This window comes from Saccharopolyspora shandongensis, assembly GCF_900106995.1.
Lineage (GTDB): Bacteria > Actinomycetota > Actinomycetes > Mycobacteriales > Pseudonocardiaceae > Saccharopolyspora > Saccharopolyspora shandongensis.
Genome location: NZ_FNOK01000008.1, coordinates 97,693 through 124,618, shown reverse-complemented (window position 1 = coordinate 124,618; position 26,926 = coordinate 97,693). Strand labels below are relative to the sequence as shown.

General features: G+C 71.3%; 21 protein-coding genes. 12 read left to right on the top strand and 9 right to left on the bottom strand.

Features of this window, described 5'->3' with window-relative positions:
• Positions 1-616: 616 nt before the first annotated feature.
• On the bottom strand, positions 617-1,261 hold the full coding sequence (locus BLW84_RS11185; protein ID WP_218157278.1) for a TetR/AcrR family transcriptional regulator: 645 nt from the start codon (positions 1,259-1,261) through the stop codon (positions 617-619).
• A gap of 156 nt (positions 1,262-1,417) precedes the next feature.
• Between BLW84_RS11185 and BLW84_RS11180 the strand changes: the two genes are divergently transcribed.
• The 4 genes from BLW84_RS11180 to BLW84_RS11165 all read left to right on the top strand — a co-directional run bounded on the left by BLW84_RS11180 (position 1,418) and on the right by BLW84_RS11165 (position 5,869).
• Positions 1,418-2,428, top strand: a complete 1,011-nt coding sequence (locus tag BLW84_RS11180; protein WP_093264632.1) for a LuxR family transcriptional regulator — start codon at positions 1,418-1,420, stop codon at positions 2,426-2,428.
• A 24-nt stretch (positions 2,429-2,452) separates the two neighbouring features.
• Positions 2,453-2,851, top strand: coding sequence for a hypothetical protein (locus BLW84_RS11175; protein ID WP_143060920.1), 399 nt, complete (start codon positions 2,453-2,455; stop codon positions 2,849-2,851).
• Complete coding sequence (locus BLW84_RS11170; RefSeq protein WP_093264627.1) at positions 2,848-4,431, top strand: alpha/beta hydrolase; 1,584 nt, start codon at positions 2,848-2,850, stop codon at positions 4,429-4,431. The genes BLW84_RS11175 and BLW84_RS11170 overlap by 4 nt, the downstream gene beginning before the upstream one ends.
• Positions 4,432-4,636: 205 nt before the next feature.
• Positions 4,637-5,869 carry an MFS transporter gene (locus BLW84_RS11165; protein WP_093264624.1) on the top strand — a complete coding sequence of 411 codons (1,233 nt, stop codon included), beginning with the start codon at positions 4,637-4,639 and terminating at the stop codon, positions 5,867-5,869.
• Here the strand turns inward: BLW84_RS11165 and BLW84_RS11160 are convergent.
• Both BLW84_RS11160 and BLW84_RS11155 read right to left on the bottom strand, forming a co-directional pair.
• On the bottom strand, positions 5,839-6,501 hold the full coding sequence (locus BLW84_RS11160) for a response regulator transcription factor (RefSeq protein WP_093264622.1): 663 nt from the start codon (positions 6,499-6,501) through the stop codon (positions 5,839-5,841). The two genes, BLW84_RS11165 and BLW84_RS11160, sit on opposite strands and share 31 nt — an antisense overlap.
• Entirely contained in the window at positions 6,494-7,630 is a 1,137-nt protein-coding gene (locus BLW84_RS11155; protein WP_093264619.1) for a sensor histidine kinase, read from the bottom strand. Before BLW84_RS11155 ends, BLW84_RS11160 begins: the two co-directional genes overlap by 8 nt.
• A gap of 111 nt (positions 7,631-7,741) precedes the next feature.
• On the opposite strand from BLW84_RS11155, the gene BLW84_RS11150 reads away from it, so the two are divergent.
• From BLW84_RS11150 to BLW84_RS11135, 4 genes are all read left to right on the top strand, one after another.
• Positions 7,742-9,172 carry a serine hydrolase domain-containing protein gene (locus BLW84_RS11150; protein WP_093264617.1) on the top strand — a complete coding sequence of 477 codons (1,431 nt, stop codon included), beginning with the start codon at positions 7,742-7,744 and terminating at the stop codon, positions 9,170-9,172.
• A 101-nt stretch (positions 9,173-9,273) separates the two neighbouring features.
• Positions 9,274-9,726: an SHOCT domain-containing protein gene (locus BLW84_RS11145; RefSeq protein ID WP_093264614.1), complete on the top strand. Its 453-nt coding sequence runs from the start codon at positions 9,274-9,276 to the stop codon at positions 9,724-9,726.
• A 317-nt stretch (positions 9,727-10,043) separates the two neighbouring features.
• Positions 10,044-12,728, top strand: a complete 2,685-nt coding sequence (locus BLW84_RS11140) for a sugar-binding protein (RefSeq protein ID WP_093264612.1) — start codon at positions 10,044-10,046, stop codon at positions 12,726-12,728.
• A gap of 207 nt (positions 12,729-12,935) precedes the next feature.
• Complete coding sequence (locus tag BLW84_RS11135; RefSeq protein WP_177226403.1) at positions 12,936-14,057, top strand: ROK family protein; 1,122 nt, start codon at positions 12,936-12,938, stop codon at positions 14,055-14,057.
• 103 nt (positions 14,058-14,160) lie between these two features.
• On the opposite strand, the gene BLW84_RS11130 is transcribed toward BLW84_RS11135, so the two are convergent.
• Both BLW84_RS11130 and BLW84_RS11125 read right to left on the bottom strand, forming a co-directional pair.
• The gene (locus tag BLW84_RS11130; protein ID WP_093264607.1) at positions 14,161-14,715 is read right to left on the bottom strand and encodes a dihydrofolate reductase family protein; all 555 of its coding nucleotides are present in this window, start codon (positions 14,713-14,715) and stop codon (positions 14,161-14,163) included.
• Between the two features lie 130 nt (positions 14,716-14,845).
• On the bottom strand, positions 14,846-16,066 hold the full coding sequence (locus BLW84_RS11125) for an erythromycin esterase family protein (RefSeq protein WP_093264604.1): 1,221 nt from the start codon (positions 16,064-16,066) through the stop codon (positions 14,846-14,848).
• A gap of 231 nt (positions 16,067-16,297) precedes the next feature.
• Between BLW84_RS11125 and BLW84_RS11120 the strand changes: the two genes are divergently transcribed.
• The gene (locus tag BLW84_RS11120) at positions 16,298-17,434 is read left to right on the top strand and encodes a serine hydrolase domain-containing protein (protein ID WP_093264601.1); all 1,137 of its coding nucleotides are present in this window, start codon (positions 16,298-16,300) and stop codon (positions 17,432-17,434) included.
• 13 nt (positions 17,435-17,447) lie between these two features.
• Here the strand turns inward: BLW84_RS11120 and BLW84_RS11115 are convergent, their stop codons facing one another.
• Entirely contained in the window at positions 17,448-18,239 is a 792-nt protein-coding gene (locus tag BLW84_RS11115; RefSeq protein WP_093264599.1) for an SAM-dependent methyltransferase, read from the bottom strand.
• 104 nt (positions 18,240-18,343) lie between these two features.
• Between BLW84_RS11115 and BLW84_RS11110 the strand changes: the two genes are divergently transcribed.
• Positions 18,344-18,850: a DUF1579 family protein gene (locus tag BLW84_RS11110; protein WP_093264596.1), complete on the top strand. Its 507-nt coding sequence runs from the start codon at positions 18,344-18,346 to the stop codon at positions 18,848-18,850.
• Positions 18,851-18,860: 10 nt separating this feature from the next.
• On the opposite strand, the gene eccD is transcribed toward BLW84_RS11110, so the two are convergent.
• From eccD to BLW84_RS11095, 3 genes are read right to left on the bottom strand one after another with little or no spacing between them, the layout of a single operon-like run.
• On the bottom strand, positions 18,861-20,225 hold the full coding sequence (eccD, locus tag BLW84_RS11105; RefSeq protein WP_143060919.1) for a type VII secretion integral membrane protein EccD: 1,365 nt from the start codon (positions 20,223-20,225) through the stop codon (positions 18,861-18,863).
• Positions 20,225-20,566 (bottom strand): YbaB/EbfC family nucleoid-associated protein, encoded by a 342-nt coding sequence (locus BLW84_RS11100; protein WP_093264591.1) that lies wholly within the window; start codon positions 20,564-20,566, stop codon positions 20,225-20,227. Before BLW84_RS11100 ends, eccD begins: the two co-directional genes overlap by 1 nt.
• A 19-nt stretch (positions 20,567-20,585) precedes the next feature.
• A complete protein-coding gene (locus tag BLW84_RS11095) occupies positions 20,586-21,176 on the bottom strand; it encodes a WXG100 family type VII secretion target (RefSeq protein WP_093264589.1) in 591 nt (196 codons plus the stop codon).
• Positions 21,177-21,307: 131 nt separating this feature from the next.
• Here BLW84_RS11095 and eccCa point away from each other — a divergent pair, with 131 nt between their 5' ends.
• Both eccCa and BLW84_RS11085 read left to right on the top strand, forming a co-directional pair.
• Positions 21,308-25,300, top strand: coding sequence for a type VII secretion protein EccCa (eccCa, locus tag BLW84_RS11090; protein WP_093264586.1), 3,993 nt, complete (start codon positions 21,308-21,310; stop codon positions 25,298-25,300).
• Positions 25,301-25,515: 215 nt separating this feature from the next.
• Positions 25,516-26,916: an RNA-guided endonuclease TnpB family protein gene (locus BLW84_RS11085; protein WP_218157277.1), complete on the top strand. Its 1,401-nt coding sequence runs from the start codon at positions 25,516-25,518 to the stop codon at positions 26,914-26,916.
• Positions 26,917-26,926 lie beyond the last annotated feature (10 nt).

Sequence of the window (26,926 nt, the reverse complement as noted above, 5' to 3'; positions counted from 1 at the left end):
TCGCGGTGCGCCCGCTGGCGGGGGCGCGGGTTCGGGCCGCGTGGTGGGCGGCGGGGCCGTGCCGGAGGTCGCGATCAGGGCGCTTGCGCAACCCTGATCGCGGGCGAGTCCCGTTGGCAGGAGGGAAAGCCGATGCGCTGGGCCGCTTCGCATCCCCGGCGGCCTCGCGTGGTTTAGATATATCACCCGCCGCCGACAATTCCGACGCTCGGTCGCACTCGGCGGTGGTGATCTGGGCCATTCGGCCACCCGGAATCCTTGCGGTGTAGGCAGAATTACCCACAACGGAACCGGTGGCCAGGGCGATCAGTCAAGGCGGCCACTCGACGTGCTGGCAGCGGAATTTGCGGAGTCCTCTTCGGACCGCTGCGACAGCGCTTCAGGATCGCCCTGCGTGGACGGAGAAATCGAGCACGAACAGTTCACCTTCCGCCAGGGCAATGGCCATGGAATCCACACCGGACCCGGGCGGTCAGCCGGCGGGCTGGCGGATCAGGCAGGTCGTCGTGGCGTGCGCCATCAGCTTCCCTGCTCGTCAAGCACTTTTCCCTCGGCCGTCGCCGTGCTGCGGCGAGGTCTGCGGTGGACACGGGAAACTCCTTGCTGTTGCTGATGATCAGGCCGTTCCTCGGGGCCGGCCGGTGGTCTCTTGCAGGGTGCGGGCCAGCAGTTCGTGGATCTCGACCGCGGCCGCTTCCATCGGCGCGGCGCTCTGCTCGGCCTTGCACATGACCATCGCGCCTTCGGCGGCGGCGATGACGAAGGCGGCCAGCCGCTTCCCGCGTTCGTCGGGCAGGCCGTGCCGATGGAACAAGGCGGCGAGCGCGTCCTGCCAGCGGGCGAAGACCGCGCCCGCCGAGCGCGCGAGCTGCGGCGCGTCGTCGTTGGTCTCCACGGCCACCGCCACGATCGGGCAGCCGGCCCGGAAGTCGCTGGCCACGATCCGGTCGCGCCACAGCGCGAAGAAGGCGTCGATGACCACCACGGGATCGTCGGCCTGCGCGGCGGTCTCGATCAGGCCGGTGATGGACTCGCCGGCGAGCGTCACCGCCTCGTCGACGAGCTGCGTCCGCCCGCCGGGGAAGTGGTGGTAGACGGAGCCGCGAGGGGCGCCGCTGTGCGCGAGGACCCGGTCGATGGTCGTGGCGGTGGCCCCGTGCTCCCGCAACAGCGCCTCGGTGCTGGTGAGCATCCGCTCGCGGCTGTCGCTCCTGCGCGGGCTCATGAGGTCGCGGCCGATGAGCTGCCGACCATGCCGCATCGCCTCCCGCGGACCCGAAGAAACTTCCGTTCGGTAATTTATGATAGGTGACATAGTACCTGCGAACGGGCGAACCGCGGCGTCCCCGTGGAGGTTCGCGGCCTGCCGGTATGATCCCGATCTTGTTCTGGGGCGGGGCGACGACTGGGGACTCTTGTGCTGCAGGGCCTGGGCATCAGCGAGCCGGGAGAGCAGATCTACCGGTTGCTGCTGACCGGGTCCGTTGCCGAGGCTGGAGTCCGACTCGGCCTCGCGCCCGAGGAGGTAGCCACCGCGCTTGCCGAGCTCCGGGCGAGCGGGCTGGTGGAGGAGTACGACGACGGGACCGGCGCGATCCGCCCGGTCCACCCGAACATCGCCTTCGGGCCGCTGCTCGCCCGCGCCCGGGTGGCGCTGCGCGCCGAGGAACAACGAATCGAGCTGGCTTCGGCGACGGTGGAGGAACTTTCCGCACTGCAGCCGCAGGGAATCGCCGCGGGCTCGCCCGAGGTCGAGCTCAACCGCGGGCCCGCCGCGGCCTTCAGCTGCCTGGAGCGCATCGCGGCGACCGCGCGCGAGGACGTGCTGGTGCTGGCGGCGTCCGGGCCGGCTCCCGGCGTGCCGGATCCGACGGACTACAGCCCGGTCGTGCAGCTGGCGGTGTCGCTGGCCGAACGCGACGTCCGGCTGCGGGTGATCATGCTGGACAGCATCAACTACCTGACGCCGCTGGTCGAAGGCGCGCGGCGGATGCAGCAGGCCGGCGTGGAGATCCGGATGAGCCCGACGCTGCCGGTCTGGACGATCGTCGTCGACCACGAGTACGTGGTGACCGCCCTCGACATCGCCGACCACGACCGCGGGAGCATGCTGGTGCGGACTCCCGGCGCGGTGGCCGCCGCCACCGACCTGTTCGGCCGGTGCTGGCGGGCGGCCGCGCCGCTCGGCGAGGCCGGACCCGAGAGCGCCGTCGGACCGCTGACGACGGCCCAGCACCAGCTGGTGGTGATGGTCGTCAACGGCAGCAAGGACGAGGCGATCGCGCGCCGCTTCAGCGTTTCGACCCGCACGGTGCGCCGGATGATCGCGGACCTCTACGAGGTCGCCGGGGTGTCCGGCCGCATCCAGCTCGCCTTCCGCGCGGCCAAGCTCGGCTGGCTCGACGGTTCCGAACTCGACCGGCTGTGAGTCGGTGCCTGTCCGGTGGCGGACATGGCCGCCACCGGACGGATCGGCACGACCCGGCCCCGCCGTCTCACCTGCACGACCACCACGAACGTGACGGAGGTGCAGGCGATGTCGTTCAAGATCCGCCCGGACGAGCTGCGGAAGGCGGCCGGGCAGGCGAGCTCAGCAGCGGAGCAGGTGCGCGGAGTCGCGTTGCGGACGGGCGCGGAGCAGATCGCCCGCGCATTGCCCGGTGCAGCGGCGTCCTCGGCGGCCGCGGCGCTGGCGGGGGACTGGAATGCCGAGGTTGAGCAGTGGGCGAAGGCGACCGGCGACTACGGGCAGAACCTGGACGCGTGCGCCACCCAATACCTTGCGGGCGACAACAGCATCGCCGAGGAGTTCACCGCGATCCGGCTTTCGGCCTTCGGAGGTCTTCGATGAGCATCACGATCGGCACCATCCGGAAGTGGGAACCCGGTGCGCTGGACGAGGCGGTGCGGACGCTGCTCAAGCACCGCGACGAGCTGATCGCGCTCGACGACGAGCTCGCCGGCTGCAAGCCGCCGGCGAGCTGGCGAGGAGCGGCCGCGGATGCGGCGACCCCCACCCACGCCAGGATCGCCGCCTCGGCGCGGCAGCTGACTGCTGAGGTCTCCGCTGTCCAGAGGGCGGCCGCCGACGCCGCCGATTCCGTCGAGGCGCTGCGGAAATCCCTGACGGAATCCGAGAACCTGGCCAAGTCCAACGGCTTCACCATCGCCGACAGCGGCGCCGTCGAAGACACCGATCCGCCGCGGAACGTGCCGGCCGGTGAACTCGACGCGGTCAAGGCGGAACGCCGGGCGGTGCAGCTCGAACTGGTCGAGCGGGTCCGGGAACTGGTGCGGCGAGGAGGCATCATCGATGCCGGGCTCGCGAGGGTGCTCAGCATCGCCCGAGGCGACAAGTTGCGGGCCGGCGGAACGCTGAAGCAGGCCGCGGAGACTGGAGCGAAGGCGGGCGGTTTGGCGCTCACGCAACCGCCCGAGGGCAAGCCCGGGGCGAACGCCGCGTGGTGGGAATCGCTGTCGGAAGCGGACAAGAAGGCCGTGCTCAAGGAGCACCCGGCCTGGATCGGCAACCTCGACGGAGTGCCCGCCGCGGTCCGCGACCAGGCGAACCGGGCCTTGCTCAAGAAGCTGCGCGCCTCGGTGCAGGAGGAACTCGACGGCACCTTCACCGACGAGCTCTCCACGCCGTGGGTCTACACCGACGCGGAGAAGAAGATGGCGGCGATCCACGCGATCGAGAAGCAACTCGCGCAGGGCGACCGCCAGCTCCTGCTGCTGGACGCCTCGAAGGAGTGGCCGAAGGCCGCCGTCGCCACGGGAAACGTGGACACGGCCGACCACGTCGCGGTGCAGGTCCCCGGGATGAACTCGACGGTCGGCGGCACCCTGGAGCTGAAGCAGGGCGAGATGACCCGGCTGCACGACGAGGGCAAGTCGGTGGCCGGCGTGACCTGGCTCGGATACGACTCGCCGAACATGCCGGAGTCGCTCGTCAACGGCCAGGCGGAAGAGGGCGCCGCCGGCCTCGCCCGGTTCTTCCAGGGCATCAACGCTTCCCGGGACCACGACCCGCACTTGACCGCGCTCGGCCACTCCTACGGGGCCGTGACCACGGAGCAGGCGCTGAAGAACGAGGGGACCGGCGTGGACGACACCGTCCTGTTCGGCAGTCCCGGGCACGTCGTGGACCACGTCTCCGAGCTCAAGGTGCCTGCGAACTCGGTCTATACCCTCAGTGCGGACGCGACCGTCTCCCTGCAAGGCGAATCCGACTTCAACAACGACATCGTCGAAGCCGTGGGCAGCGTGTTCCGCACCGGCGAGCTCGACGGCGCGACGGAGCTGTCCACCGACGCCCAAGGCGAGAACCAGCCGACCAATGGACACTCGGCCTATCTCGACGCGGGCACCACGAGCTACGAGAACATCAAGAAGATCGTGACTGGAGAACAGGACGACGTGGTCGAATGAGTTTCCTGGCCGAGCGCGGTGACCGTATCCGTTCCCGGGTGATCCCCTCTTCTTCGCCTGGACCGACCCGTCCAGCGGACGAGTCGGGAACCCGATGCGGCCGCAGGCGGGCGTCGCTGAAGCGAGCACTTCTGCCGGATGCCGGGGGCGTGGCGGTCGGGGCTTCGTCGCGCGGCGTGCTCGGGATTCCGGCCGGTGGTGCGCTGTGAACGCCGATCAGACGTTGAGCGGCCGGACTCCGGTCGGCGTGGTGCTGCGCTCTCGTCACGTTCCGCGTCTGCTGTCGGCGTCGCTGATCGGTCGGCTGCCGACCGGCATGGCGCCGCTGGCGATCCTGCTCACCGTTCGCGACGGTGGCGGCGACTACCGCTTGGCGGGCTTCCTGATCGCGCTCTACGCGGCGAGTGCCGCGGTGTGCGGGCCGGTGATGGGCCGGTTGATCGACCGGACGCGCCAGGCCCCGGCGCTGTGGGTGAGCGCGTCGGTGTCGGCCGCCGCGCTCCTGGTGCTGGCCTTCGCGGATCCGGTGCGCAGCCCGGCGGTCGGCGCGATCGCGGCCGTCGTCGCCGGCGCGGCGACACCGCAGCTCGAACCGTGCCTGCGGGTGCTGTGGGAGCACGTGGTGGTCGGCGAGCGGAACGTCCGGGCCGCGTTCTCCCTGGACGCGGCGACCCAAGAACTGATCTTCGTGACCGGCCCGCTGGTGGTGCTCGGCGCGATCGCCGTCGCGGGCCCCGCCGCGGGCCTGGTTTCCGCTGCGGTGCTGGGCTTCTTCGGTGCCGCCTGGTTCGCGACCGCCCGCCCGGCGCGGGTGTGGCGCGGCACGCGGGTGGAACGCCACTGGGCCGGGCCGCTGCGCGGTGCGGGAGTGCTCAGGCTCTTCGCGGTGCTGGTCTGCGTGGGGGCCACGATCGGTGTTTTCACCGTCGGCATCACCGGATACGCCGAGGCGGCGGGAAGTCAGGCCCACGCGGGCTGGTTGATCGCGCTGAACGCGGCGGGAGCGCTGGCGGGCGGGATCGGGTACACCGCCGTGGGCGCGGCGCACCGCGAAGACCGCCGCCTGCTCGTGCTGCTGGCGCTGCTCGCCGCGGGCTACCTGCCGCTGGTGCTCACGCCCGGCATCGCGCTGATGTTTCCGCTGGCCTTCCTCAGCGGGTGCGCGCTTCCTGCCGTGCTGGCGTCGGCGTTCGCGCTCATCGCCCGGATGGCGCCGGACGGGACGCTGACCGAGGCGCACGCCTGGATGATCACCTCGTTCGGCGTCGGCAACGCGATCGGTTCGGCGCTGGCCGGGACGCTGCTCGACGTGGCCTCCGCCCGGTCCGCGTTCGTGCTGGCCACCGCCGCTGCGGCGGCGTCGGTGCTGATGGCCCTTCCGCACCTGCTGCGGCCGGGGACGGCCGCTCAGCGCCGGTCGGCCAGGCCGGACTCGTAACCGGCGATCACCAGCTGGGCCCGGTCGCGCGCGGCCAGCTTGGTCATCAACCGTCCGATGTGGGTCTTGACCGTGCTGCGGCTGAGGTGCAGGTGCTGCTCGATCTCGGTGTTGGACAGCCCGCTCGTGATCAGCGCCAGCACCTCCGCCTCCCGCTGCGTGATCCCGCTGAGCTCGCGGCGGGGCCGGGCCTGCGATGCCGGCCCGCGGGTGAACTCGGCGATCAGCCGCCGGGTGACGCTCGGGGCGAGCAGCGCCTCCCCGGCGGCGATCACCCGGATCGCGTCGAGCAGCTGGTTGGGCCGGATGTCCTTGAGCAGGAAGCCGCCGGCGCCGGCGTGCAGCGCCCGGTACACGTAGTCGTCGAGGTCGAACGTGGTGAGCACCAGCACTTTCGGTGCCTGCGGCAGCGTGGTGATCCGCACGGTGGCGTCGATCCCGTCCAGCTCGGGCATCCGGACGTCCATCACGACGACGTCGGCCGCCCGCTCCGATGCCAGCTCCACGGCGGCGGATCCGGTGGCCGCCTCGCCCACCACGGCCATCCCCGGGGTGGCGTCGATCAGCAGGCGGAGGGTGCTCCGGAAGAGCGCTTCGTCGTCGGCCAGGAGCACTCGCAGCTGCTCACCCATCGGCCACCTCGAACGGGAGCCGGGCGCGCACCGCGAACCCGCCGCCGGGCTCGGGGCCGATGTCGATCGTCCCGCCGTGCAACGCGACTCGTTCGCGCATCCCCAGCAGGCCCTGCCCGGGCGGCCCCGGCCGCTCGGGCGGTTTCCCGTCGTCGACGACTGACACGGTCAGGACACCTGCCGCGGTGCTGAGGCCGAGCTTGCAGCTGGTCGCCCTGGCGTGGCGAAGCACGTTCGTGAGCGCTTCCTGCGCGATGCGGTACGCCGACGCCCGCACCGCCATCGGCACCTCCGCCAGGCCGGACTCGTCGAGCTCGACCTCGACACCGGCCGCCCGGACGTTGGCGACCAGGCCGTCGAATCCGGAATCCGGCGACGCCTCGGCCGGGTCGCGCAGGGCGCCGAGGACGATGCGGACGTCGGCCAGCGCGCCGCGGCTGACCCGCTCGATCGTCGCGAGCGCGGCCCGGCCTTCTTCGGGATGGCTGTCCACCAGGTGGTTGGCGACCGCCGCTTTCATCGCGATCAGGCTGAGGTTGTGCCCGACCACGTCGTGCACGTCCCTGGCGATGCGCAGCCGTTCCTCGACCGCCGCCTGCCGGGCGCGGAGCTCGGCGAGCTGGGCGGCTTGGCCTCGGCGCGCTCGTACCGTCCGCGCGAGCACCCAGGTGCCGGTCAGCACGACCGCGCTGTAGCCGAACACGGCCACCGGAGTGGTCGCGAAGGACTCCGCGTTCTCCGCTACCGCGACGAGCGGCAGGCCCGGAACCAGGATCATTGCCAGCCCGGCGATCGCCACCCCGGCCAGCGAAATCACCAGCGACAGCCATGAGGGAAGCGCCGGGCTGGACAGCCCGACCGGGTAGAGCGCGAAGGCGATCGCCAGGACCACAACATCGCTCGCGGCGCCGGTGGCGATCGCGGCCATGCCCGCCACGAGCACGACACCGAGAACCGCTCGCGGCCAGCGCCTGCGCACCACCAGCGGCGCGCACAGCACGACCGCCAGCGCCCATTCGAAGGGCGCGGCGCCGGGCGCGCGCAGCGCCGCCACCAGCACGAGCGCAGCCGCCACCACGGCGTCGAGCGCGACCAGTCGTCGCGATCCGGCGGTCCCAGGAGCGATCACGCGACGACCCTATCCGCAGGAGAACGGCCCCACATCGGACCACGGTCCGATCCCGCGATTCGGCCCCTGGTCCGATGTGGACACGGCGACCCGCGGCCGACACTGCTCGGCGTGATCATCAAAGCACTCATCGCATCCGGCGCGTTCGCCGTCGCCGCCGCGTTCGCGCCGCCGGTCGGCGCCGCCGACATCGACTCCGTCGTCGAGGAATACCTCCGCGAAAGCGGCCTGCCGGGCGCCGCGGTCGCCGTCACCCGCGGCGACGAAGTCGTGCGCGCCGCCGGGTACGGCCGCACCCCGGCGGGCGAGCCGATCACGGAGCACACGACGATGGCCGTGGCCTCGGTGAGCAAGTCGTTCACCGCGCTGGCCGTGGTTCAGCTGGTGGAGGCGGGCCGGGTGGACCTCGACGAGCCGGTGCGCCGCTACCTGCCGGAATTCACCACGGCCGATCCACGCGCGAGCCGCATCACCGTGCGCCAGCTCCTGGACCAGACCTCGGGGCTCTCCGACTCGACCTACCCGCCCTTCAGCCGGCCGCAACCGGATTCGCTGCGCGCGGCGGTGGCCGGGATGAACTCGGCGGAACTGGCGGCCGAGCCCGGAACCCGGTGGGAGTACCACAATCCCAACTTCCAGGTCGCCGCCCGGCTGGTCGAGGTGGTCGCCGGGCGGCCCTTCGACGACTACCTCCAGGAGCACGTCTTCGCGCCGCTGGGCATGACGGACAGCCGCACGATCGACACGGCCGACGAGCTGCCGTCGAGCGGGTACGGCCATCTGAAGGTGCTCGGCTCGGCCATCGCGGTGCCCGAACCGCGCGCCTTCGGCAACGGCTCCGGCGGCGTGCTCAGCTCAGCGCACGACATGTCCGCATGGCTGATCGCGCAGAACAACGGTGGCCGCGGGCCCGGCGGGGTGGCCATCGCCACGGCCTCGGCCATCGCCGTCACGCACACCCCGTCGTCGGAGGTCTCCGGCGACTACGCCCTCGGCTGGTCGGTGGGCACGACCGGCTCCGGCGCGCCGGTCATCGCGCACAGCGGCGACCTGTTCACCTCCACCGCCTATCAGGCGTTGCTACCGGCCTCCGGGTACGGGATCGCGGTCATGGCGAACACCGGGCTCGCCCACGGAGATGCCAAGGCGATCGCGGACCGGCTCATCGCCCTGGTGGAGGGCGCCCCCTCGCCGGTGCGCGAAGATCCGCTCGTGGTGGCCGACGTGGTGTTCCTGGTGCTGACCGCGGGTGCCGCGCTGCTCGCGGTCCGTGGCGTGCTGCGTTCGCGGCGGTGGGCGGCGAAGCGGGCGAGCGCGGTTCGCGCCGCACTCCGCTTGCTGCCGCTGGCGATTCCGCTGCTGGCCTTCGCGTTCGTCGACCGGGTCGTCAGCGTGCTCTACCGCGGCCGGGACGTCGCCTGGATCCAGGTGCCGTACCTGTACCCGACGTTCATGCTGCTGCTGGCGACTGCGGCCGTCGGAAGCCTGGTGGTGCTCTCGGTACGGATCATGCGCGTCGCGCAGGCCGGTCGCGGCAAGTGAGTTCGGTCGTCCTTTGTGGACATGGGTAGGGCCGGGCTCGTTGCTTGCGAGCGCCCTCCCGAGTCGGGAGAGGACGCTCCGCATTGCCGTATTCTCAACGCATGTCCGGTTACCCCGACTCGGCGAAGGACTTCGAGCGCGTGCTGCGGCTCGCCGATCCCGGCGCCCGGCTGCGCATCGTGCTCGCCGACGGGAACCCGGCACGCCTGCCCGGGAATCCGGAGCTGGTCACCGGCCGGGTGCCCACGGCCGGAAAGGTCGTCCTGAACGGGGTTGCGCTCTGGGCCGTCACCGTGGCCGGCGTGTTCCTCGCCACCGTCACCGCGTGGGATCACGACGGGTTCTTCCCGTGGTTCTGGAACGTCGTCTGGCTGCTGTTCCCATGGTTCTTCCTGCTGCCGTTGTGGGCGGCGTTCTGCAAGCTGGTGGCGCAGCACGCGCGGGGCGCGCGATTCGCCAAGGCCTACCGCGAGGTGTGCGCGAATCCGCGCCCGGCGCGAGGAACGGTCGACGACGAGGAATTCCAGCGAGCCAAGCAGCGGCTGCTCGGCTAGGACCGTCGCCGGTTGATCAACGCATCCGAACCCGCCGAATCGCTTTCGTTCACCGGGCAGTCACCGCCCCAGGATGGAAAGGGATCGGCGGGTCGGCTGGTTCGACGCGGCCCGCGATTTCTGGTCGCCTGTTGACTTTCCCTTTTTCTTCTTCCTAGCATTCCTCGATCCCCCGGTCCCGAGGATGTGGTGATGCGGTCGAAGTTGGCCGAAAAGTGCGTGGTCGGGGGCTTTTCGGGGAACTTTGTTTCTGTTCCGGGAGATTGTTTCCGGCGCGGTGGTTCCTTTTGTTTCAGCCCACTTCTCGTGGAGGAAGAATGCGAAAATACCCGGCGATCGCTGCCGCGGTCGCAGTGTTCGCCTTCGGTCTGGGGCCGGTCGCGGACGCGATGCCGCGCCCGGCCGACCCGGTCGAACTCGACGTGCTGTTCATCGGTGCGCACCCCGACGACGAGGCAAGCACGCTGTCCACGCTCGGCCAGTGGAGCGAGCAGCACGGCGTCAAGGCCGGTGTCATCACGACGACCCGGGGAGAGGGCGGGGGCAATGCCGTCGGCTTCGAGGAAGGCCCGCCGCTGGGCCTGATCCGGGAGGGCGAGGAGCGGCGCGCGGTCGGCAAGGCCGGCGTCGGGCACGTCTACAACCTGGACAAGCTCGACTTCTTCTACACGGTCAGCGCCCCGCTGACCGAGCAGGTCTGGGACCACGAGGACACCCTCTCCCGGATCGTGCGGGTCGTTCGCGCGACCAAGCCCAAGGTGATCGTCACCATGGACCCGTCGCCGACGCCGGGGAACCACGGCAACCACCAGCAGGCGGCGCGGCTGGCCGTCGAGGCCTACCTGAAAGCCGGTGACCCGAAGGCGTTCCCGGAGCAGATCTCGCGCGAGGACCTGAACCCCTGGCGGGTGGGGCGGATCTTCCAGGCGGGCGCGCGGGGCACCGCGGATCCCGGCCCGGAGTGCGAGGCGACCGGCTACCGCCCGGCCGAGCCCACCGACCGGGTGCTCGGCGTGTGGGCGGGGCATCCGTCCGCCGCCAACGGCGGGAAACCGTGGTCCACAGTGGAACGCGAAGCGGAGTGGGAGTACCGCACCCAGGGCTGGGCGAGCAACCCGCCCGCGCCGACTGATCCCGCGAAGATCGGCTGCGACTGGTTCACCGAGATCGACAGCCGCGCGCCCTACGGCCCGGACGCCGCCGGGGTCACCGCCGCGCTGGACGGCGCCGTGCTGCCCGGCTCGGGCGGACTGCCGGCGGGCACGGAGCTCGTGGTCGAGGCCGACCGCTTCGACGTCGTCCCGGGCGCGCCGTTCGAGGTGACGGTCCGCGCCAAGGCCGCGGGCAGCGCCATCCCGCAGGGCCGGGTGCGGCTGGACGCGCCGGAAGGATGGCAGGTCACCGGCTCGGGTGAGCTCGGCGCGGTGCCGCCGGGCAGCGAGAAGGCGGTCCGCTTCACCGTGACCCCGCCGGCCGACGCCGCGCCGAGCACGCGCTCCCGGCTGGCGGCGAGGCTGGACACCGCCGACCACGCCAGCGGGGTTTCCTCGCACGTGGTGCGGGTCGTGCCCGCGGTGCGCGGCACCATCGAGCCGCTCGCGCAGGTCGGCCAGTTCCGGGACTGGGCGGGCAGCATTGGCGCGCCGCAGCTGGACAGCCTGAACAAGCCGGTGCTGACGCTGGGCAGCGGGCAGTCCCGCTCGGTGCGGGTCGACCTCGTCAACCGCGGCGAGAACCCGGAAAGCGGCTCGGTACGGCTGAACCTGCCCGACGGCTTCCGCGCGGACGCCGCGGCGAAGGAGTACTCGGCCCTCGCACCAGGAGCCACCGGTTCGGTGACCTTCGAGGTGACCAACACCGACCCGGGCCTGCCCACGTCCAACCGGGCGCCCAACGACGGCGACTACCCGATCACCATCGACACCACGTCGACGCGCGGGACCGGAACCGAGGCCGCGGCGCTGGAACTGGTCCCGGTGACCACGATCCCGAAGGCGCAGTCCGCCCCGGCCGTCGACGGCGTCGAGGGCGACGGCGAGTACACCGGTCCGGAGCTGGACCTGTCCTCGCTGTGGGAAGGAACCCCGGCCCCGGCGGAGGACATCTCCGGGACCGCGAAGGTGACCTTCACCGACGACGCGCTGTACGTGCTGGTGCACGTGACCGACGACGTCCTCGGCACCGTCATCGAGCCGAACGACTGCAAGCGGCACCGCCGCACGGATTCGGTCGAGATCACCATCGACCCGGCGGGCAAGTCGGAGAACACGGCCACCGCGTTCAAGTCCGGGATCTTCCCGATCACCGCCGATCCCGAGCACGGCAACCCGCCGTGCTTCGAGCGGGACGCGGACAACCACCAGGGTCCGGGGCAGGAGACCGCGCCCGGCATGCAGGTGGCGTCGAAGGTCACCGAGCCCTATGGCGGCTACTCGGTGGAGGCGAAAATCCCGTTCTCGGTGCTGCCGGACGCCGTCGACCCGGCGCGCATGGGCCTGAACGTGCTGATCTACGACTCGGACACCCAGGACAAGACCACGCAGACCCGGGTCGGCTGGTCGACCTGGAAGGGCGTGCGCGGCGACCCGTACCGCTGGGGCCTGGCCGAGCTGCCCGGCTACCAGCCGCCGGCCGCCCGGCCGAAGGAGCCGGTGCTGCCGGACACCGCGGCGCGGAGCGTGGATTCGCCGCCGAGCATCCTGCAGTCCAGTGTGGACGGAGTGCCGCTGTCCGGGGCGCCGGGCCTGGCCGCGGACGCGGTGCAGATCCGCTCGGTGCGCCGGGTGGACGCGACGACCGTGGACGTCGAGCTCGCCGCGAACGTCGCGGGCGTGGTCCGGCTGTTCGGCTGGGACGGTGAGCAGGCCACCGGGCAGGTGAGCCGCGAGCTGCCGAAGGGCGCGACCACCGTGCGGCTGCCCGTCGGCTCGGCTGATCGCGTGCTGCTGTCCTACGAGTCGGGTGGCGCCACGCTCGCCCGCACCGCGCCCGTCGAGGGCTGACGCGGAGGCCCTGCCGGTTCAGGCCGGCAGGGCCGTGCGGCTCGCCAGGGTCGTGCGCGCTTTGTGCTGCCATGGCAACAGAAAGTGCGCACGGGCTCTGGCCTGTCGAAACGCCGGACCGGGCAGCGTTGCGATGACAAGAACCTGGTGGTGGTGCGGGCGTGTTGCTAGACTTTCATTTCGACAGAAAGAAAGTCGAGGCGGCCCGTGACCAGAACGCTCGCCGAGGATCGGCGGACCTCACCAGGCAAGACCCCGCGCGGGCGGCGGGACGGCCGCGCGGCGGTGCTCCGGCAGCTGCGCGAGCGCCCGCTGTCCCGCACCGACCTGGCCGAGCTGACCGGGATCAGCCAGCCGGTGATCACCAGGCTGGTCCGGGACCTGCTGGCGGACGAAGCGGTGCACGAGATCGGCGCGGCCGGCTCCACCGGCGGCCGCCGCCCGGTGCTGCTGGCGATCCGGCCGCGAAGCCGCTGGGTGCTGCTGGCCCGGCTCGCCCGTGGGCGAGCCGAACTGGCGCTGGCCGACCTCACCGGCACCGTGGTGGCGCACCGGCACGCTGCCTACGAAGGCGACCGGATGGAGCCGGAATGGCTGGTCGGCGAGCTGGTGGCGCTGTGCCGCGCGAACGGTCTGGCCGCCGCCGACGTGTGCGGCGTGGCGGTCGCGGTGCCGGGCGTGGTGGCGCCGGGCACCGGGGTCGTCGGCACCGCGCCGGACCTGGGCTGGACCGGCCCGGAGGCGCTGGGCGAGGTGCTCGCGGGCAGGTTCGGCGACTGCGTGCTGGTGGACAACGACGTCAACCTGATGCTCACCGGCGAACGGGTGCACGGCGCGGCCCGCGGCGCCGACGACGTGGTGCTGCTCTACATCGGACGGTTCATCGGGGCGGGCATCATGCTCGGCGGGCGGGTGCTGCCGGGCGCGCACGGCGCCAGCGGCGAGATCGGCCTCCTGCCGCTGCGCGAGCAGGCCGGGGATTCCACAGTGGAGCAGCGCTACGGGCTGGGCGGGCTGGCCGACGAGATCGGCACCGGAGAGCCGGTGCGGGCGCTCGCCGACCGGGGCAGGCTGGCCGAGGTGGTCGCGGCCTGGACCCACCTGGCGGTGGTGCTGTCCCTGGCCGTGGACCCGGCGTTGGTGCTGGTCGGCGGCGCGGCCACCGAGCTCGGCGAGCCCGGCCTGGTCGGCATCCGGTCCGAACTGGCCCGGCGCGTGCCGGTCTGCCCGGACGTCCGCTTCGCGGAACTCGGCGACCGCGCGGTCACCCAGGGAGCGCTGGAGCGAATCCGCGACCTGGTGATCGACACCGGCGCCCTCCGCGACTGACTCGCCGCGCACCGAAACCACCTGCGCACCATCGGAACGAACGGCCTGTTCGCCTCGTCCATCGAGGTGAACAGGCCGTTCGCACCAAGCCTCGGGGGTGGTGTCAGGACTTCGCGGCACCGTAGGTCAGGTGGACCACGCCGTTCTCGAACACTTCCTGGCCGGTCAGGCTCAGCGGGAGGCGCGGGGTGCCTTCCGGGAACAGCCGGTCCCCGGTGCCGAGGACGAGCGGGTAGACCAGCAGGTGCAGGCCGTCGACCAGGCCGTCGGCCAGCAGGGCGCGCACCAGCGTGCCGCTCCCGCTGATGTAGATGTTGCCGTCGACGTCGTCCTTCAGCTTCCGGATCGCCTGCGCGTCGTAGGCCCCGAACACCGTCGAGTTGTTCCAGATGTCGGCCGTGGTCAGGGTCGACGACACCACGTGCTTCGGGGTGTCGTTGAAGAACGGCGCGCCCGGGTCGTCCTCGACGGTGCGCCCGGACCAGGCCGGGGCGAACATCTCAAAGGTCTTGCGGCCCAACAGGATCGCGCTGCTGGCCTCGGTCAGGCCGCCGATCGCGCGGGCCATGCCCTCGGTGAAGCCGTACTCCGCGGTCCAGATCGGGCTCTCGAACACGCCGTCCAGGCTGACGAACTCGTGCACGTGGATCTCGCCCATGTCGGTCTCTTCCCGTCTCGGTGGTGGCATGCGGTCCGCGCCCGCGGACGTGCCGGTGGCCCAACCGTACAGACTCCACCCGCCAGAGAAACTCATCTCCGGACCGACACGTCAGGTATTCGCCGAGCACCTATTCGCTGGTCGGGCTCTGGCGGCGCCAGTCGAGCGGTTCGTCGGTCACCTGGTCGGTTGTCCCGTGGGCCGGGGTGATCTGGTGGATGTGCACGACGGCGTCGAAGGCTTGTTTGGGGTCGACGTCGATCAGCTGGGTCTGTCCGGACATCGCTGTCGCACTGGCAAGGAGTTCCGGTGGCGCGTGACGCAGATCCACGAGGTGGTGTGGGAGGCCGATGGCGTCCAGCAGTGCATCGAGGGAGTGGGAGGGTGCGCTGAATTCACCAGCCGGGGTGGCGTAGCGCCGGGCGGGGGTGGCGTCGAGATCGACGCCGGGCACGATCCCGGCGCCGCGGGTGGTGCCGACAACGACGAGTTCTTGGCCCAGGACGGGGGCTAACAGGCTTCCGATGGGTTCGGTGCCGTCGAAGGAGGGGGTGCGTTGCAGGTGGACGTTGTGGGCGCCGACGATCACCCGCTCCTCGCGGCCGAGGATCCAGTGGAGATTGTCGGCCATGACCTCGTTGCGCAGGTTGCGCCCCGGTTCCGGGTAGAGCCCGTGCTGGAGGAACTCGACCACGCGCTGGGCTCCGTAGGCGCACCGGAGTGCGATCTCGTCGTCTGCTGCGGCCGCTCGCGCCACGAGCTCGGTGATGCCACGAGAGAGCTCTGCCGGGACGTCGGGCGTGTCCGACCCGTCCGCGGAGGCCGCGCGCGTGGGGTCGCCGAGACCGGCGGCGGCCAGCAGCTCCCGGTCCCCGGGCTGTGGGGACAGCCGGTTCAGGCAGGCGGCCACCCCGGCTGCTGGATTGGCGCACCAGCCGGGCACGTCCATGCCGTAGAACCCCACTTGATGGCTGTGGGTGGCGTTCCAGCCGCGCATCCACTGCAGCTGGGCATGCATTTCCTCGCACCGGCCGAAGGCATAGGTGATCCCGCGGCGGGCGATCGTCGCGAGACTGCCTGGCCCGCCGCGCACCCACTCGTCAACGGCCAGGCCTTCCGGCAAGCCGGACTCCAGCACGAACGCGGAGAACCCGAGTTCGCGAACCAGGTACCGCACGATTCGGTCGCGTAGGAGGACGAATTCGGAGGCGAAGTGCGCACTCTCCCCGAGGCAGACCACACGGGCCTCACCGACGAGATCGCGCAAGATCTCGAGGTCGGAGTTGTCTCTCGTGTCCGGATCGAGGGTGAGCAGCGGGTTCACGATGTCGCGGATGGACTGTGCGGGCACGGTCGGTGACCTCCGGATGATCCGTGAGTTCTTCGACAACGATCGGAGCAGTGACCTCAGAGAGGATGACAGGGAATGCGGCGCCGGCAATCCCGTTTTGATGTGGTCGCCGGGTGCAGCGCCTCCATGCCACTCCGGCGGTCGGGCGGTCCGGATCGGACGGTCGCTCGAGCGATGAGTTCCGGTGGCCTCGGTCGTCTACCTGGTGGACCTCAACGCGGAAGGCGGATCATGACCGGCCTGCACGACATCTTGCGGAAGCACGTCGACGATGGATCGGTGCCGGGGGCGGTGGGCCTGGTGGCTCGCGGCGACCGGGTCGAGGTGGCCGCCGTCGGCTCCCTCGCCGTCGGGGGCGCACCGATGGCCCGGAACTCGATCTTCCGCATCGCCTCGGTCACCAAGACCGTCGTCGCCGCGGCGGTGCTGATGCTGGTCGAGGAGGGCCGGATCGCGCTGGACGACCCGGTCCGGGAGTGGCTGCCGGAACTGGCGGAGCCGTCCGTCGTCCGCACGCCCGGCAGCGAGGTGGACGACGTGGTGCCTGCGGCGCGGCCGATCACGGTGTTCGACCTGCTCAGCTCCACGGCGGGCTACGGCTTCGCATCCGACTTCGAGCTGCCTGCGGTCCAGCGCCTGTTCTCGGTGCAGCGGGATGGTCGCGAGCCGCAGAGCTTCCCGGCGACGGACGAGTGGATGGCCGAGCTGTCCCGGGTTCCGCTGCTGCACCAGCCGGGCGAGGCGTGGCTGTACGACACGTGCTCGGCCCTGCAGGGCGTGCTGATCGCTCGCGTCTCCGGCCGTTCACTGCCGGACTTCCTGGCGGAGCGGGTGTTCGCGCCGCTGGGCATGATCGACTCCGGGTTCGTGGTGCCCGCCGCGAAGCGGGCGCGGTTCACCAGCTACTACCGGAGCGGCGCCGCCGGGCTGGAGCTCGCCGACGGCCCCGACGGGCAGTGGAGCACCCCGCCCGCTTTCCCGCTGGGTTCCGGCGGGCTGGTCGGGACCGTCGACGACTGGCTCGCCTTCGGCCGGATGCTGCTGGCCGGCGGCACCACCGCCGACGGCCGTCGGCTGCTGTCGGCCGATTCGGTGCGCATGATGACCACCGACCACACCACGGCGGCACAGCGCGAGACCGGCGAGGCGTTCCTGGAGGGCCAGGGCTGGGGCTTCGGCGGCTCGGTCGACGTCGCCGCCATCGACCCGTGGAACGTGCCGGGGCGCTACGGCTGGGTCGGCGGGACCGGGACCTCGGCGCACATCATCCCGTCCACCGGCGCGGTGGCCGTCCTGTACGCCCAGGTCGGGATGGACGGCCCGGTCCCGCCCGAGTGGATGCGGGACTTCTGGCGGTACGCGTGCTGACGCCGCCGGACGGTCAGGGCTTCCGGCCGATGCCGCCGAGCGTGGACAGGTCGGCCGGGGAATCGACCGGTGGCTCGTCGGGCCGCCAGCGGGTGCAGGGCACCAGCCCCGGTTCGAGGAACTCCAGGCCGCTGAAGTACGCGGCGATCTGCTCGGGCCTCCGGCTGTGGTAGGGGATCGCTCCCGTGGCGGCCTGCTTGCGGCGGGCGGCCAGCAGCGCCGGATCGGTGTCCGGGCTGTCGAACAGCGCGAGGTAGCTGCCCGGCGGCAGCGCCTCCATCAGCCGGCGGACCAGGGACCACGGATCGTCCTCGTCCGGGACCAGGCCCAGGATGCCGAACAACACCAGCGCGACCGGTCGGTCCAGATCCAGCGTGTCGGTGGCGCGCGCCAGGATGGTCTCCGGGTCGCGGATGTCGGCGTGGATGTAGTCGGTGGCGCCTTCGCGGGTGCCGGTCAGCAGCGCCCGGGCGTGGGCCAGCACCAGCGGATCGTTGTCGACGTAGACGATCCGGCACTCGGGGGCGTGCCGCTGCGCGATCTCGTGGGTGTTGTCGGCGGTGGGCAGGCCGGTGCCGATGTCCAGGAACTGGCGCACCCCGGCCTCGACGACCAGGTGCCGCACGGCGCGCGCCAAGAACGCCCGCCCGGCGCGCGCCGCGAAGTCGATTCCGGGGAACAGGGCCCGGAAGTCGTCGCCGGCCGCGCGGTCGACGGCGTAGTTGTCCTTGCCGCCGAGCCAGTAGTTCCACATCCGCGCCGAGTGCGGCACGGACGTGTCGATCTCGACGAACTCGTGTGCCATTCCGCAGAACCCCCTGTTGCAGATCGCGGGGAAAATATCACGATCCCCTCGCGGGGAGGGCCCGTTCGGGCAGGCCGCCGCCTGGGAAACCGCAAGGAGCAGACATGACTGAGCAAACGACGATGCGAGTAGTGGCGGTCAACCGAGGCGCGGAGCACGCCGGCGGGCCGGGGCGGACGCGCGGCCCGCAGCACGACGCGCTCGGCGCCTGGGTGGGCAGGTGGATCAACGAAGGCCACGTGATCAACGATGACGGCACCGCCGGGCCGGCGATCACGACCTCCGACGTGTACGAGTGGGCTCCCGGCAGGTTCTCCCTCCTCCACACGGCATACGGGCGCATCGGCGAGACCGGCGTCGGCGGCACCGAGATCATCGGCTACGACGAGGCGAACGGGAACTACACGTCGCACTTCTTCGACAGCACGGGAAATGTGGTCGTAAGCAGTCTGGTCGCGCGCGGCGACACGTGGACCTACCAGGGCGAAACCACCCGTGCCACGGTGGAGTTCGGCGCCGACCACCGCGTCCAGACCGTCCTGCACGAGCGCACCGACGACGGAACGACCTACAAGCCCTCCATGCGGGTCACCCTCACCAAGATCGGATGAGGGCCGGGGTTCAGCCGACCGCGTCGCGGATCGTGTTGTAGAGGTCCAGGACCGCCGCCGCCGTGGGGATCAGCGCGATCAGCACCACGTATTCGAGGATGTCCAGCCAGCGGGCGCGGAGCGGGGACGGCAGGCTCGCCGGGTTCCGCGCGGCGTAGTGCAGGCAGCCCGCTCCCGCCACGACGGCGAACGCGGCGACCGCGAGCGTCCAGTAGTGGTCCAGTGTGGACAGCAGTCTCGCGCTCAGGCCGATCAGCAGGAGCAGGCCGATGACGATCACCGCCACTCGCTGAGCGGTGCCCGCGTAGGAGCGCGAGCGCAGCAGCCACGCGGTGGCCGCGAGCGCCACCAGCACCGCCGCCCACGGTGACGGGTCGCCGAGCAGCACGAGGCAGCCGCCGGCCGTCACCAGCCCGAGCGCCGTGACCAGGCCGGTGAGGATGTCGGTCGCGGTCGTCGTCGGGCCGAGCACCGACGAGTCGAGCGTGGGCTGTTCGTCGGCCCGGAACGAGTCCATGTCCGCGGGCACCCGGGGCATCGGCAGCCTGGCCAGGCGCAGCGCGATCATCGGTGCGGCGGCGGTGATCGCGGCCGTCAGCGCCACCGAGACCGCCGCGACCGAGGTGCCCGGCAGGTCGAACAGCGGCACGCTCGCGGTGATCAGCGCGCCGAGCGCCGAAGCCGCGACGATCGGCGCGAACACGGTGAACCGGTGCACCAGCATCGCCGCCGCCGTCGCGTACAGCGTCACCGCGCCCAGGCCCGCGGCGAACGATCCCACCTCGATAGGCCAGGGCTGGTGCGGCGGCAGGGCCGTGATCCCCGCCAGCAGCGCCGCGACCACGCCCGCGCCCGCGGTCGCGCTCCCGGAATCCAGGTCGCCCCGGGCCCGGGACAGGGCGCCGCCCACAACCGCCAGCGCCACGGCGATCACCGCGCAGCCGATCGGTGCCGCCAGGCCGCCGGCGAGCGCCGAGACCGCGAAAACGGTGGCACCGACGAACAACGCCACGGCGGCGAAGAGGCTCAGGTTCCGCCCGGCCCTCGGCCGCCACGGCCCGGAGCGGGTCTGCGCGGCACCGGCGATCGCGTCGACGGTGTCGTCGAAGACGAGCGGGATCTCCTGCCTGGGACGGGGGTTCAGGCAGAGGATCTCGCCGTCCTGCACCAAGGTCGCCGACACCGTGAGGCCGGGCGCCAGCGCCACGCCGCCGATGCGGGCGAGCACCCAGCCGGGGTGCTGCTCCGGGCGGCTCGGCACCCCGGTGAGCCTGACGAGCTGCGGGATCAGCTCCGCCACCGTGCACTCCAACGGCAGCGCGACATCGATCCTGGAGCCCGGGGCCACCACGGTCACCCGGCGCGGAGTGGACATCACGGCCACTCGCCGGCGGCGTCGAGCGCCGGCGCGAGCCGCTGCGCCGCGTGCTGCGCCAGCCGGTCCAGCGCGTCGTTGGCGGCTTCCACCACGATCGCGCCGATGTCGCGGGCGTCGTACCGGCGCAGCGCCTCGGGGTCGATCGAGACCTCGGTGAACCTGCCGGTTCCCCGCACGGTGACGGTCACCTCGTTGTCCCGGGAGCAGCCGGAGACGAGGGTGGCGTCGACGTCCTGCCGGACCCGGTCGATCTCCGCCTGCTGGTCCTGCAGCCGCCGCATCAGCTCGGCGAGCTCCGGCGGGCCGTCCTGGCCCTGGTGGGCGTGCAGCGCGTTCATCGGTGATGTCCCGTTCGAATCAGGCGGCCACCGCGGCGGGGGCGCCGCTGTCGGCGAACAAGGTGGACAGTGTCTGGCTGAGCTCGTTCCTGGTCTGCTCGGCGTCCGACTCGGCCTTGGACTTCGCCTGGAATGCCTGCACGACCGCGTTCATGATGGCCAGCGCGATGGCCGCCTCGCGCCACGGCGAGGACATCGAGTGCGCCGCCCTGATGGCGTCCATCATCCGCTGGACGATGTCCATCGCCGTCTCGAAGAAGCTCTTCTTCTGCTCCTGCGCGGTATTGCGCGCCTTCACCAGCGCGTCCGAGGCGGCGGTGAGCCGCTGGCTCTCCTTCTCCAGCGCCACCTTCAGGGCGTTGTTGAGCTGGTCGACGAAGTTGTCGGAAGTCTGCCGGCAGGCGTCGTAGCCCCGGCCGTTCCAGGTCTCGCCCAGCTGGGTCACGATCTGCCCGGTCGCGGACGCGGCGGCCCCGACCTGCTCGGCGCACTGCGCGCAGTCCCGCGCCTTGGACCGCAGCTCTCCCGGGTCGCCGGTGACGTCGCTGATCGTCTGGGCCAGCAACGACAGCCCCGCCCTGATGATCGCGGTGACCTGACTGGTGTCCATCCCGCACCTCCATTCTCCGCGAGCGTAGGTCCGCCGTGATCTGAGGTGGACGGCAAAAGTACCCACCTGCGCAGCGGCGGAGATGACCACACTCGGGACCGGCACGCGTTCCGAGCCCGGGGAGTAGATCGATGCGGACCCAACCAGCGCTGCGCCCGGGGCGCGCGCCGGAGCAGCACGTCGGCGAGATCGTGCTGCAGGCGCCGCCCAGCCTGGTCAAGGGCGGCCAGTCCTGGATGCAGCTGCTGTTCATGGTGCCGATGATGCTGGGCATGGGCGCCATGTCGTTCGTCTACATCGGACGTTCCGGCGGCCCGATGACCTACCTCTTCGGCGGGCTGTTCCTGGTCGTGATGATCGGCATGATCACGATGTCGCTGGCCGGCGGGCGGCAGTCCACCAAGGCGAAGATCAACGAGGAGCGCCGCGACTACCAGCGCTACCTCGCCGGGCTGCGCAAGCAGGTGCGCGAGACCGCCGAGGCGCAGCGCGCCGCGCTGATGTTCGCCCAGCCCGAACCGGAGGACCTGTGGACCCTCGTGCCGACCCCGCGGCGCTGGGAGCGGCGCAGGCGCGACCCGCACTTCGGGCAGGTGCGCATCGGCCGCGGACCCCAGCAGCTGGCCACCCCGCTGCGCGCCCCGCAGACCGCGCCGCTGGAGGACCTGGACCCGGTTTCCTCCACCGCGCTGCGGCATTTCATCCGCACCTACTCGACGGTGGCCGACCTGCCGGTGGCCATCGCGCTGCGCGGCTACGCCCGGATCGTCGTCAGCGGGCAGCGCGACGAGGCCATCGAGCTGGTGCGCGCGGTGCTCGCCCAGGCCGTCACCTTCCAGTCCCCGAACGACCTGCGGATCGGGCTGTGCCTGGGGCCGCGGCGGTGGGCCGACTGGGACTGGGTGAAGTGGCTGCCGCACGCCCAGGACGACGCCGATCCCGACGCGGCGGGGCCGGCCCGGCTGGCGGCCGGTGACATGGGCGCGCTCGCGGAGCTGCTCGGCGACGACTTCGGCGAGCGCGCGGCCTTCGGCAGGCAGGCCGACGCCGACCGGCCGCACGTCGTGGTGATCGCCGACGGCGGCCGGGTGCCGCCGGACGCCGAGCGGCAGGGCCTCACCGTGATCGAGCTGTCCGAGCTGCCGCCCGCCGAACCGCGGGCGAACGCCCTGTTCCTGCACGTCTCCGACGGTTTCATGGGCATGCTGGTCGGCCGCGACGACGAGGTCGGCTTCCGCTACATCGGCGAGCCGGACCGGTTGAGCACCACCGCCGCCGAGACGCTGGCCAGGTCGATGGCCCCGTGGCACTCCCCGGGCACCACCGGCGGCGAGACGCCGATGTCCACCACCTTCGGGCTCGCCGACCTGCTCGGCATCGGCGATCCGCGCGACACCGACCCGGCGGTGACCTGGCGCCCCCGCACCGCCCGCGAGCGGCTGCGCGTCCCGCTCGGGCTCGATCCCGACGGCCTGCCGGTCGAACTGGACCTCAAGGAGTCCGCCGAGAGCGGGATGGGCCCGCACGGGCTGGTGATCGGCGCGACCGGCTCCGGCAAGAGCGAGCTGCTGCGCACCCTGGTCACCGGGCTCGCCGTGACGCACTCGTCGGAGGCGGTGAACCTGGCGCTCATCGACTTCAAGGGCGGGGCGACGTTCGCCGGGATGAGCGAGCTGCCGCACACCTGCGCGGTGATCACCAACCTCTCCGACGACCTGGCCCTGGTCGACCGGATGGCCGACGCGATCAACGGGGAACTGGTGCGCCGCCAGGAGTTGCTGCGCGCCGCGGGCAACTACGCATCGGTGCGGGACTACGAGCAGGCCCGCGAATCGGGCGCCGACCTCGCGCCGCTGCCCGCGCTGCTGGTGATCATCGACGAGTTCAGCGAGCTGCTGTCCAGCAGGCCGGAGTTCATCGACCTGTTCGTGATGATCGGCAGGCTCGGCCGGAGCCTGTCGGTGCACCTGCTGCTGGCGTCGCAGCGGCTTGAAGAGGGCCGCTTGCGCGGGCTGGACGCGCACCTGTCCTACCGGATCGGGCTGCGCACCTTCTCGGCATCGGAGAGCCGGACCGTGCTCGGCGTGCCCGACGCCTACCACCTGCCGGCCGTGCCGGGCTCGGCCTACCTGAAGAGCGACACCGACACGCTGCGGCGGCTCAAGGCCGCCTACGTCTCCGGAGAACTCGCGCCCCGCGCCGCCGGTGCCGCACCGACGTTGGCTCCGGGGCGGCGGGTGATCCCTTTCGGGCTGAACAAGATCGTGGATCCGGAGCCGGTGCCCGAGCCGCCCGCGGCGCCGGAACAGGGGGAGAGCACCGGCGAGACGATCATGGGTGCGATGGTGTCCAGGCTCATAGGCAAGGGCCCGGCCGCGCACCCGATCTGGCTCCCGCCGCTGGACGAGCCGCCGACCCTCGACCAGCTCCTGCCGCCGCTGGAGCTCGACCCGGAGCGCGGCCTGCGCCCGCGGGGCTGGACCGCCGACCTGGCCGTCCCGGTGGCCACCGTGGACAAGCCCTTCGAGCAGCGCCGCGACGAGCTGTGGGTGGACTTCTCCGGCGCGGCGGGCAACCTCCTGCTCATCGGCGCGCCGCAGAGCGGCAAGAGCACCTTCCTGCGCGGCATGATCGCCTCGCTCGCGCTCACCCACACGCCGGCGCAGGTGCAGTTCTTCCTGCTGGACATGGGCGGCGGCGCGCTCGGCTCGATCGCCGGGCTGCCGCACGTCAGCGGCCACGCGCTGCGGCGGGACGAGGAGCGCTGCCGGCGCATCGTCGCGGAGGCCACGACCCTGCTGGACCAGCGGGAGGCGTTCTTCGCCGAGAACGGCATCGATTCCATCCAGACCTTCCGGCAGCGCCGCGCGGAGTTCACCGAAAGCACCGGCGGACAACGCGAGTTCGGCGACGTCTTCGTCGTCGTCGACGACTGGGCGACGGTGCGCCAGGAGTTCTCCTCCCTGGAGGACCCGCTGGTCAAGCTCGCCACCCGGGGGCTCGGCTTCGGCATCCACGTGATCATCTCCGCCACCTGGTGGCTGGGCATGCCGACGCCGCTGCGCGACAGCATGGGCACCCGCGTCGAACTGCGGCTCGGCGACCCGAGCGACTCGATGATCGATCGCCGCGCCGCGCAGAACGTGCCCGCCGGAGCGCCCGGCCGGGGCATCACGCCGGAACGGCTCCACATGCTGGGCGCACTGCCCAGAGTGGACGGTGATCAGCGCACCGAAACGCTGGGCACGGGCACCGCCGAGCTCGTCGCCCGGGTTTCCCGGGCCTGGCCGGGCCCGCCCGCACCGCGCGTGCGGCTGCTGCCGCGCGAGATCACCGTCGACCGGCTCGGCGCGCCGCCCGGCCGCGCGATCCCGCTGGGCGTGGCGGAATCCGACCTCCGGCCGGTGTTCCTCGACTTCGACAAGGAACCGCACTTCATCGCGTTCGCGGACGTGGAGAGCGGGAAAACCGCGCTGCTGCGCACCATCGCGCGCGGCATCGCCGGCCGTTACACGCCCGCCGAGGCGCGGATCATCGCGGTGGACTACCGGCGCGGGCTCCTCGGCGCGGTCGCCGAGGAGCACCTGCTCAGCTACGCCGGTTCCGAGCCGGTGCTCGACGACGTCGTCGCCCAGGTCGCCCAGGCCATGCGAGAACGCCTGCCGGGACCGGACATCACGCCCGAACAGCTCCGCCGCCGCGACTGGTGGCAGGGCCGCGAGCTGTTCCTGCTCATCGACGACTACGAGCTGGTCGCCTCGCCCGGCAAGGTCTCGCACCCGCTGCTACCGCTGCTGGACCTCCTGCCGCACGCCCGCGACATCGGCCTGCACCTGGTGCTCGCGCGCGGCAGCGGCGGCGCGGCGCGTGCCATGTTCGACCCGGTGATCCAGCGCATCAGGGAGCTCGGCTCGCCGGGCCTGGTGATGTCGGGCAGCCGGGACGAAGGCGCACTGCTCGGCGACGTCCGGCCGCGCAAGCAGCCGCCCGGGCGCGGGGTCCTGGTGCGCCGCCGCGCCGGGCACGAACTGGTCCAGGTGGCCTGGACTCCGTTCGATGCGGGCAAAAGTGCCGTCGGCGAAGACGTGAGTTCTGCCGTGGGCGACCGCGCTGAACGTCGTTAATGTCTGCAGACGAAAGGAGGTGGGATCTAGTGCATGTCTCTCGTTCACCCTTGACCGTGATTGGCCATAATGGTCAGTATGCCCGGCATTGGCGACTTCGCGCAGAAGGTAGCCCGTTCGGTCAGCACTGCGCGGCGATCGGAACGAGAGAGGCCCGCCACTGTCCAGTGTGGTCGACCCGGGCAGCGATACTTCACCTGGACGGCCTTGTGAAGGTGACCAGGATTGCGTACTCGCAGGGCCTCAATGCCGGAAAGTTCGAGCTGCTTGCGGAGCAGGCTCGCAGGTTGGGGCGCGTCCGTGGTGAGGTGTGGCAGCGCTACGGCTCGGTCAACGGCGCAGGACTGTCCGATCGACAGATTCGCGACACCTGGATGGCGGATGGTACGGCCGAGTTGTTCGGTGTGTTGGCGAATGCGTGGAAAGAGACGGTTCGGGACGCGGTTGCGGACATCGCCGCGAACCGGGCCTCCGCGAAAGCAGTCGTACGCAAGGCCATCCACCAGCGGACCTTGGATCAGGCAGAGCGGAAGCGGATGTACACCGCGCTCAAACGCGACGCGTGGACCGAGGATCCGTTTCTGTCGCGGCAGATGCGTAAGCAGTGGAAGCGTGGCCGCAACCGCACCCACAACCAGATCGTAGTTCGATCGGACCAGTACCGCACGTTCACTCTGGCCGAAAAAGGCGATGTCTGGCTTGCGGTGCCTGGTTTGCAGCGTCGCCAGCTGGTGCGGATTCCGCTGAACACGACGGTGGCACCGTCCGGGACGCTGCGGCTGATCCTGCGTGCTGGCCGGGTTGAGGTGCATTACCAGATCGATGCCTCTGTTATGAAGTCGTCGGCGCATCCGGCCGGTGATCGCGAGATCGGTGTGGACAAGGGCTACACCGAAGTCCTCACCGACTCCGACGGACAGCACCACGGCACCGGACTCGGTGTACTGCTGACCTGCGAGTCGGACTACCGGAAGACGAAGAACGCGAGGCGGGCGAAGATCCGGTCGGTAGCGGAGAAAGCACGCGAAGCCGGTGATCACGCCAAAGCCGACCGGATCGTCCGCAACAACCTCGGCACCATCAAGCGGGACCGGCGTTCGTCCCGCTGGCAGCAGACGGTGCGTGCCACCACGTTTCGTGCAGTGCATGCTGTCGTCGACAAAGCCGCGTTGATCGCGGCTGAGGACCTCACCAGAACGTTCACCGCGCGGAACAAGCGCGGTCGGAATGTCAACCGGCGCTTGGCGGCGTGGACCAAGGGAGTCACCGCCGAGGCGCTCGCGAGTGTGTCGGAGCGCAGAGGTTCTGCGCTCACGCTGGTCAACGCGGCCTACACCTCACAAGTCGCCCCCTGCTGCGGCGTCTTCGGGCGCCGTAGTGGGGAGCGGCTTCACTGCACACGGTGCGGGGTGGTGTGGCAGGCAGACCACGCGGCAGCGATCAACGTCCTGCACAGAGTGGGTGACCCCGACATCACCCCGCACACCCCGTACCAGCGGGTGAAAAGCATCGTGCAGCAACGGACCGATCGCCGACCGGATCAGACTGCCGATCCCGGACTCCAGCCAATAGACGGAGAGCGAAACATCCAACTAAAGATCAACTTAGATCAATGAGAAAGGAAGC